This window comes from Sulfurimonas sp., from assembly GCF_028694895.1.
Classification (GTDB): Bacteria; Campylobacterota; Campylobacteria; order Campylobacterales; family Sulfurimonadaceae; genus Sulfurimonas.
Window position 1 is genome coordinate 1 of record NZ_JAQVKA010000082.1, and the last position, 6,337, is coordinate 6,337.

The window sequence follows — 6,337 nt, forward strand, 5'->3', positions numbered from 1 at the left end:
AGGAGATGAGGAGATAGGTTGGATGTTTGACGTGGCTCCTGCTGCTTATCCTCCACATGTTGAGGGCCAGTATATTCATCCATCACAAGATACACAAAGAAGAAAACTTCCATTCTCGCTTGAAAACAGAATCAAGCTAGATGAGGGTTATATGTTGCCTGAGCAGATTAACTGGTTGCTTAAATTTATGCCTGTTGATATTACTTATGTTGATGAGAATGATATTGTTATATTTTATAACCGCGGTGATGATAGAGTATTTCCAAGAAGTGCGGGAATAATTGGGCGAGAGGTAAAGTTTTGCCATCCTCCAAAGAGTGTTGATCAAGTTTTAATGATTTTACGTGAATTTAAAGCTGGGCGTAGAGATGAAGCTGAGTTTTGGATAACTTTTAAGGGGAAATTTATTCACATTCGTTACTTTGCAATCAGAGATGACGAGGGAACATATAAAGGTGTTATAGAGGTTTCTCAAGATGTTACTCACATAAGAAGCTTAGAGGGCCAGCAAAGATTGCTAGATTGGGAATAGGGTATAATCCGCAAAAAAGGAGACAAAAATGAGTAAATTTGAAAATGTAACAGTAGTAAAAGAAGCAAATATTTATGATGGTGGAAAAGTTACAAGTAGAACTATACTGTTTGTAGATGGCACTAAAAAAACTCTTGGCATTATGATGCCTGGAGAGTACACTTTTGATACAAAAGAGGCTGAGATTATGGAGATGATGAGCGGAGAGCTTGATATCAAACTTCCAAATGAGCAGTGGAGAACTCTTAAAACTCCAGAGAGTTTCAATGTTCCTGCAAACTCATCATTTGATTTAAAAATTAAAACAGTTACAGATTACTGTTGCTCATATATAAAATAGTAACTACAGAGTTCTAATACTCTGGAGTTCTCTCCGTTGGACCTCTATATAACTGTCTTGGTCTAGCAATTTTTACCGTTTTTTGTTGGTTTAGCTCACTCCACTGCGCAATCCACCCTGGTGCTCTACCAATTACAAATATAACTGCAAACATCTCTGTTGGAATTTTTAGTGCTTGGAGTATTAGCCCTGAGTAGAAGTCTATATTTGGGTAGAGATTACGGCTTATAAAATACTCATCACTAAGTGCAATCTGCTCTATCTTATTTGCGACTTCTATAAGCTCACTGCTAATGCCTAACTCATCCATAAGTTCATTTCGTATATTTTTTAAAATTGTTGCACGTGGATCAAAGTTTTTATATACACGATGTCCAAAACCCATCAACTTAAATGGATCCTCTTTATCTTTTGCGCGAGCTATAAACTCATCTACTCTATCAATACTGCCTATCATCTCTAGCTGGCGTATAACACCCTCGTTAGCTCCGCCATGGCTTCTACCCCATAAAGCGCCTATCCCAGCGCTAATAGCTGCATAAGGGTGAGCGTTAGTTGAGGCTAAATTTCTAACAGCGGTTGTTGAAGCGTTTTGTTCATGATCTGCGTGTAGGGTAAAAATAGTATCGAGTGCTTTTATCTCGATGGGCTTTAGTTCTACATAACTATGCGGATAAGCTCTTAACATATAGAGAAAATTCTCTGTAAAACCTTTATCCATATCTGGGTATATAATTGGTAGGCCGTTTGAATATCTGTGCGAAAAAGCTGCAAGTGTAGGGATTTTAGCAACAATTCTATTTGCCATCTCAGTATATTCATGCTGATTTTTTATCTCTAAATGTTTATAGTAAAATGTTGATAGCGCAGAAACACCAGCTGAGAGAATCGCCATTGGATGGGCATGATCAGGAAAAGAGTCAAAGAGTTTTTTAATGCCCTCATGTACAAAGGAGCGTTTTTTCATCTCAAAGGCAAAATTTTCTAACTCTTCTTTAGTTGGAAGATCACTATTTAAAAGAAGATAAGCAGTATCTAAAAAAGTTTTCTCTTTTGCTAGGTAAGCTATATCATAACCTCTATACATAAGTTTTCCAGCTTCACCATCAATGTATGTTATTTCAGACTTACACGGTGCTGTAGATGTGTAACCCTCATCATAAGTAAACATTTTAGTCTCTTTATATAGAGTTGATATATCTATTACAGAGGGCCCTACTGTTGCATCAAGTATAGGAAATTCATAACTTTTACCATCGCGATTATTTGTTAGTGTTACTGTGTCTTTACTCATTTTAACCTCTTCATATAATTATAAATTATTATACTATATAAATTGTGTAGCCAGTTTATTTAGAGCGCTCTCATCAAGAGCGCCAGATACTCTGTGAACTTCTTTAGCATTTTTAAAAACAATAATAGTAGGAATACTTCGTATGCCAAATCTAGCGCCGAGGTTTTGCTCATTCTCAGTGTTTACTTTTGCATAAAGAGCTTTAAGTGGAAAGTTTTTAGCGCTCTTCTCAAAGTTTGGAGCCATCATTTTACATGGGCCACACCATGGTGCCCAAAAATCAACTATGACGGGAATATCGCTATTTACGATAACTTCGTCAAAGTTAACAGTTGTTAACTCTATAGGTTTTGTATCAAGAAGTGACTCTTTACACTTTCCACAATTCGCTTTTGTATAACTATCTTTTTGTGGAACATTGTTTACGCTTTTACAGTGTGGACAAACTACTCTCATCTGTTGCTCCTATTTTTTTTATTATAATGCGACGGCAAATATTGCGCCTCTTCTATATACAAATACTCTCTTCTTCTCTTTAGATTCTGTTGCCTTCTTAAAGTCCTCTAAAGTTAAAATCTCACTATTTTCTATCTGTACAATTATGTCATTTTTTCTTATACCAGCTTTGTAAGCTTCACTTTTCTCATCTACATCAACTACAGATACACCATTTATTGAGATATTGCCTTGCTCTTTTTGCAGTTTATTTATTGCGCCTAGTCTTAAACCTTTATACTCAAGCTCACCATTAGCTACTATCTTCTCATTTGTACCAAGAGTTACTTTTAGAGTATTTGTCTTTTTATCTCTTAAGTATTTTACACTCACCTCTTTTGATGGAGCAAATGTGCCTATTGTATTTTTAAGCTCACTAGCACTTGCGATTTTCTTATCATTAATTCCAATGATTAAGTCGCCTCTCTTTAAACCAGCTTTCGATGCTGGGGAGTTCTCTTCTACACCAGTTATCAAAGCTCCATAGTTGTTGTTATATAAAGCGCTCATATCACTATCTAGATCTGCTATATTTACTCCTAGAAATGCTCGTGTATATTTTCCATTATCTATAAGGCTTGTTGCAACCATAGCTACCATGTTTGTTGGAATTGCAAATCCGATGCCTACATTTCCTCCTGATTTTGAGATAATAGCAGAGTTGATTCCTATTAGCTGTCCTGCTGAGTTTATAAGTGCTCCTCCAGAGTTTCCTGGGTTTATAGAAGCGTCTGTTTGTATAAAGTCCTCATACTCGACTATTCCCATGCCGCTTCTACCTGTTGCTGAGACTATTCCCTGTGTGATTGTCTCGCCAACTCCAAAAGGGTTTCCAAGAGCAAAAACGACATCACCGACTTTTACCTCATCTGAGTTAAAAAAGGTTACAGCGTTTAACCCTTTTGCTTCAATTTTTATAATTGCCAAATCACTTTTTTCATCTTTACCGATAAGTTTTGCCGCATACTCTTTTTTATCTCCAGCGATACTTACTACTATCTCATTAGCACCATCTACTACATGATTGTTTGTAACGATATAACCATCTTTAGAGACAACAACTCCAGAGCCGAGTGATTGCTCAATTCTCTCTTGTGGGACTTGACCGTAACCTTTAAAAAATTCTCTAAAAAATGGGTCATTATAAAATGGATTTGCGTTTAAAGAAGCTGTGCTAATCTCTTTTTTTATGGAGATATTGACAATACTTGTTCTTACATTTTCTAAAACATTATTGTAAGAGAGTATTTTATTCTGGCTTGTAGGATACTCACGTTCTGTGATTTGTGGTGCATATTTAAATTCAACGTTACCCTTGGCATAAAGAAATGTTATTGCTAAGAGTGATAATACAAAAAACCTTTTCATCTTAAATCCTTTGTTTTTTAATATCAAATATTATAACTAAATGGTTTATGAAGTGATAATGAAGAGCTAACGAAGGGTTAACGTAAGGGTTTTAAAAGGAACCCTCTTGATATTTTAGGGAAGTTGATTTTATATAACAGATTGAACTTTGGGTATCTGAGAGTTTGTTATAAGCACCAACCATAAAAGCAAACATCTCATCTTGATATAAAAGAGTTATGCCTTGGCTTAAATCTACATGTGGAAGTTTTGACTCTTCAATGATTTTTGCGTCAATAACGCCGTTAAATTCAAATGTAACTGTTACCCAGTCAAATCCTCTTGCACTATCTTGCGTAGCTAGAGTAATTTTAATAAGGGTAGCAGAGATAATATCTATTTGGCGAAGCTCCGAGTCTCTGAAGTGGTTAAATCGCTCTAAAAAGCCCTCAAGAGAGTTTTTAGAAAGAGGAAGAGGGCTGGTTATTGGCAACCCACACACTCCAAGCTTCTATCTTCAACATCACTTGCCATCTCTGGAGATTGTGAACGTAAGTAATATGTAGATTTTAAACCTAGCTTCCAAGCTAACATGTAAATCTCATTTAGGTACTTTCCGCTTGCTTTATCAAGTGTTATAAATATATTTAAACTCTGACCTTGATCTAACCATTTTTGACGAATTGCAGCTGCTTTAATAAGCACTGTTTGGTTTAAATCATAAGCAGGAGTATAGTACGCCCAAGTTTCAGGGGAGAGTTCAGGTACAACAACTGGAATAAGACCTGATAGATTCTCTTCATACCACTTTCTCTTAAACACAGGCTCAATCGCTTGAGTTGTTCCTGTTAATATAGAGATTGAGCTAGTCGGTGCGATAGCCATTAGATAACCATTTCTCATACCTTGCTTTTTAACCTTTGCGCGAAGCCCTTCCCACTCATATGATGAAGCAAAAAGTCCTCCACGATCAACTAGGTTTTTAACATCAGCAGTAGCATGATCCATAGGCATAATACCTCTGCTCCATTTTGAGCCTTCGTATTCGCTATAAGAGCCTTTTTCAAGTGCGATATCACTAGAAGCTGAGATAGCATTAAAACTAACACTCTCCATAACTTCATCTATCTTGTCAAAGTGTTCCTGCGTTCCCCACGAGATGCCTTTTTGAGCTAACATTTGAGCTTCACCCATAACACCAAGCCCAATTGCTCTTGTCTTTAAGTTAGTACGTTTTACTTTTTCTATCGGGTAGAAGTTAAGATCAATCACGTTATCAAGAGCACGAATCGCGATAGGCACGATTCTGTCTATATCCTCTTTTGTATTTATGCGTGATAGATTTACAGAGGCTAGGTTACAAACAGCTGTGTCACCATTTACTTTCTCTTTTTCTACAACATAAATTTCTCTACCGCCGATTGAATCAAGTGCAGTTACTTTTTTAGCAGGTTTTTTTAGCCCGCTATCAACCTCTATGATTTCTTCTTCTTCATGACTAACGCTATCACCGTTTTCAAAAATAAACTTTATTTTATAGTGGTTAGGGTTTGTGTTTTGAAAAATCTCTGTACAAAGGTTAGAACTTCTAATAACACCTGAGTGAGAGTTTGGATTAGCTCTGTTTGCATTATCTTTAAAACATAAAAAAGGTGAACCAGTTTCAAAGTAAGAAGTAAGTATCTTTTTCCAAAGGTTTTTAGCTTTTAGTTTCTCTTTTATAATGCTCTCATCTTTTTCCAGCTCTTTATATCTTTTATTAAACTCTTCACCATAAAGTGTAGTAAGTTCTCTACAGTCGTATGGATCAAAGAGAGTCCAGATTCCATCCTCTTCAACTCTTTGCATAAACAAGTCATTCAACCAAAGCGCTGGAAAAAGGTCATGTGCTCTGCGGCGCTCTTCACCTGAGTTTTTCTTCAAATCTAAAAAGTCATTTATATCTATATGCCAAGGTTCCATATAAACGGCAATTGCACCTTTTCTTGTACCCAACTGATCAACAGCTACTGCTATATCGTTTGTGATTTTTAAAAATGGAACAGTTCCACCAGCGGCATTTTTATGCCCATCTATGTATGAACCCATTGAGCGAACATTTGTCCAGTCCCAACCAATTCCTCCACCAAACTTTGAGAGCATTGCCATCTCAGAGTAAGAGTCAAAGATACCCTCTATGTTATCTGGTGTTGAACCAATGTAGCAAGAGCTTAGTTGATGTCTAGTTGTTCTTGCATTACTTAGAGTTGGAGTTGCGAGCATCACCTCAAAAGTAGAAACCATGTTATAAAACTTGATTGCCCACTCCTCTTTTTTCTCTTCTCTTTGT

7 protein-coding genes are annotated in these 6,337 nt (G+C 36.4%); 2 read left to right on the plus strand and 5 right to left on the minus strand.

What is annotated here, in order from left to right:
- Both PHI38_RS08225 and PHI38_RS08230 read left to right on the plus strand, forming a co-directional pair.
- Positions 1-532 (plus strand): PAS domain-containing protein (locus PHI38_RS08225; protein ID WP_299854930.1); only part of this gene is annotated, 532 nt, incomplete at its 5' end.
- A 28-nt stretch (positions 533-560) separates the two neighbouring features.
- Complete coding sequence (locus PHI38_RS08230; RefSeq protein ID WP_299854932.1) at positions 561-872, plus strand: pyrimidine/purine nucleoside phosphorylase; 312 nt, start codon at positions 561-563, stop codon at positions 870-872.
- A gap of 13 nt (positions 873-885) precedes the next feature.
- Here PHI38_RS08230 and PHI38_RS08235 read toward each other — a convergent pair whose 3' ends face one another.
- The 5 genes from PHI38_RS08235 to PHI38_RS08255 form a co-directional block, all read right to left on the minus strand.
- Complete coding sequence (locus PHI38_RS08235; protein ID WP_299854935.1) at positions 886-2,166, minus strand: citrate synthase; 1,281 nt, start codon at positions 2,164-2,166, stop codon at positions 886-888.
- A 33-nt stretch (positions 2,167-2,199) separates the two neighbouring features.
- Positions 2,200-2,622 (minus strand): thioredoxin TrxC, encoded by a 423-nt coding sequence (gene trxC, locus PHI38_RS08240; RefSeq protein WP_299854938.1) that lies wholly within the window; start codon positions 2,620-2,622, stop codon positions 2,200-2,202.
- Between the two features lie 21 nt (positions 2,623-2,643).
- On the minus strand, positions 2,644-4,029 hold the full coding sequence (locus PHI38_RS08245) for a Do family serine endopeptidase (RefSeq protein WP_299854941.1): 1,386 nt from the start codon (positions 4,027-4,029) through the stop codon (positions 2,644-2,646).
- Positions 4,030-4,120: 91 nt separating this feature from the next.
- Positions 4,121-4,501 (minus strand): hypothetical protein, encoded by a 381-nt coding sequence (locus PHI38_RS08250; protein ID WP_299854943.1) that lies wholly within the window; start codon positions 4,499-4,501, stop codon positions 4,121-4,123.
- On the minus strand, positions 4,492-6,337 hold a 1,846-nt coding region (locus PHI38_RS08255), incomplete at its 5' end, for a ribonucleoside-diphosphate reductase subunit alpha (RefSeq protein WP_299854945.1). The genes PHI38_RS08250 and PHI38_RS08255, both read right to left, overlap by 10 nt.

Bases quoted from the DNA above. Each gene is read 5' to 3' on its own strand.
- PHI38_RS08230 (WP_299854932.1), top strand. From the start codon at position 561: ATGAGTAAATTTGAAAATGTAACAGTAGTAAAAGAAGCAAATATTTAT.
- PHI38_RS08235 (WP_299854935.1), bottom strand. From the start codon at position 2,166: ATGAGTAAAGACACAGTAACACTAACAAATAATCGCGATGGTAAAAGT.
- trxC (WP_299854938.1), bottom strand. From the start codon at position 2,622: ATGAGAGTAGTTTGTCCACACTGTAAAAGCGTAAACAATGTTCCACAA.
- PHI38_RS08245 (WP_299854941.1), bottom strand. From the start codon at position 4,029: ATGAAAAGGTTTTTTGTATTATCACTCTTAGCAATAACATTTCTTTAT.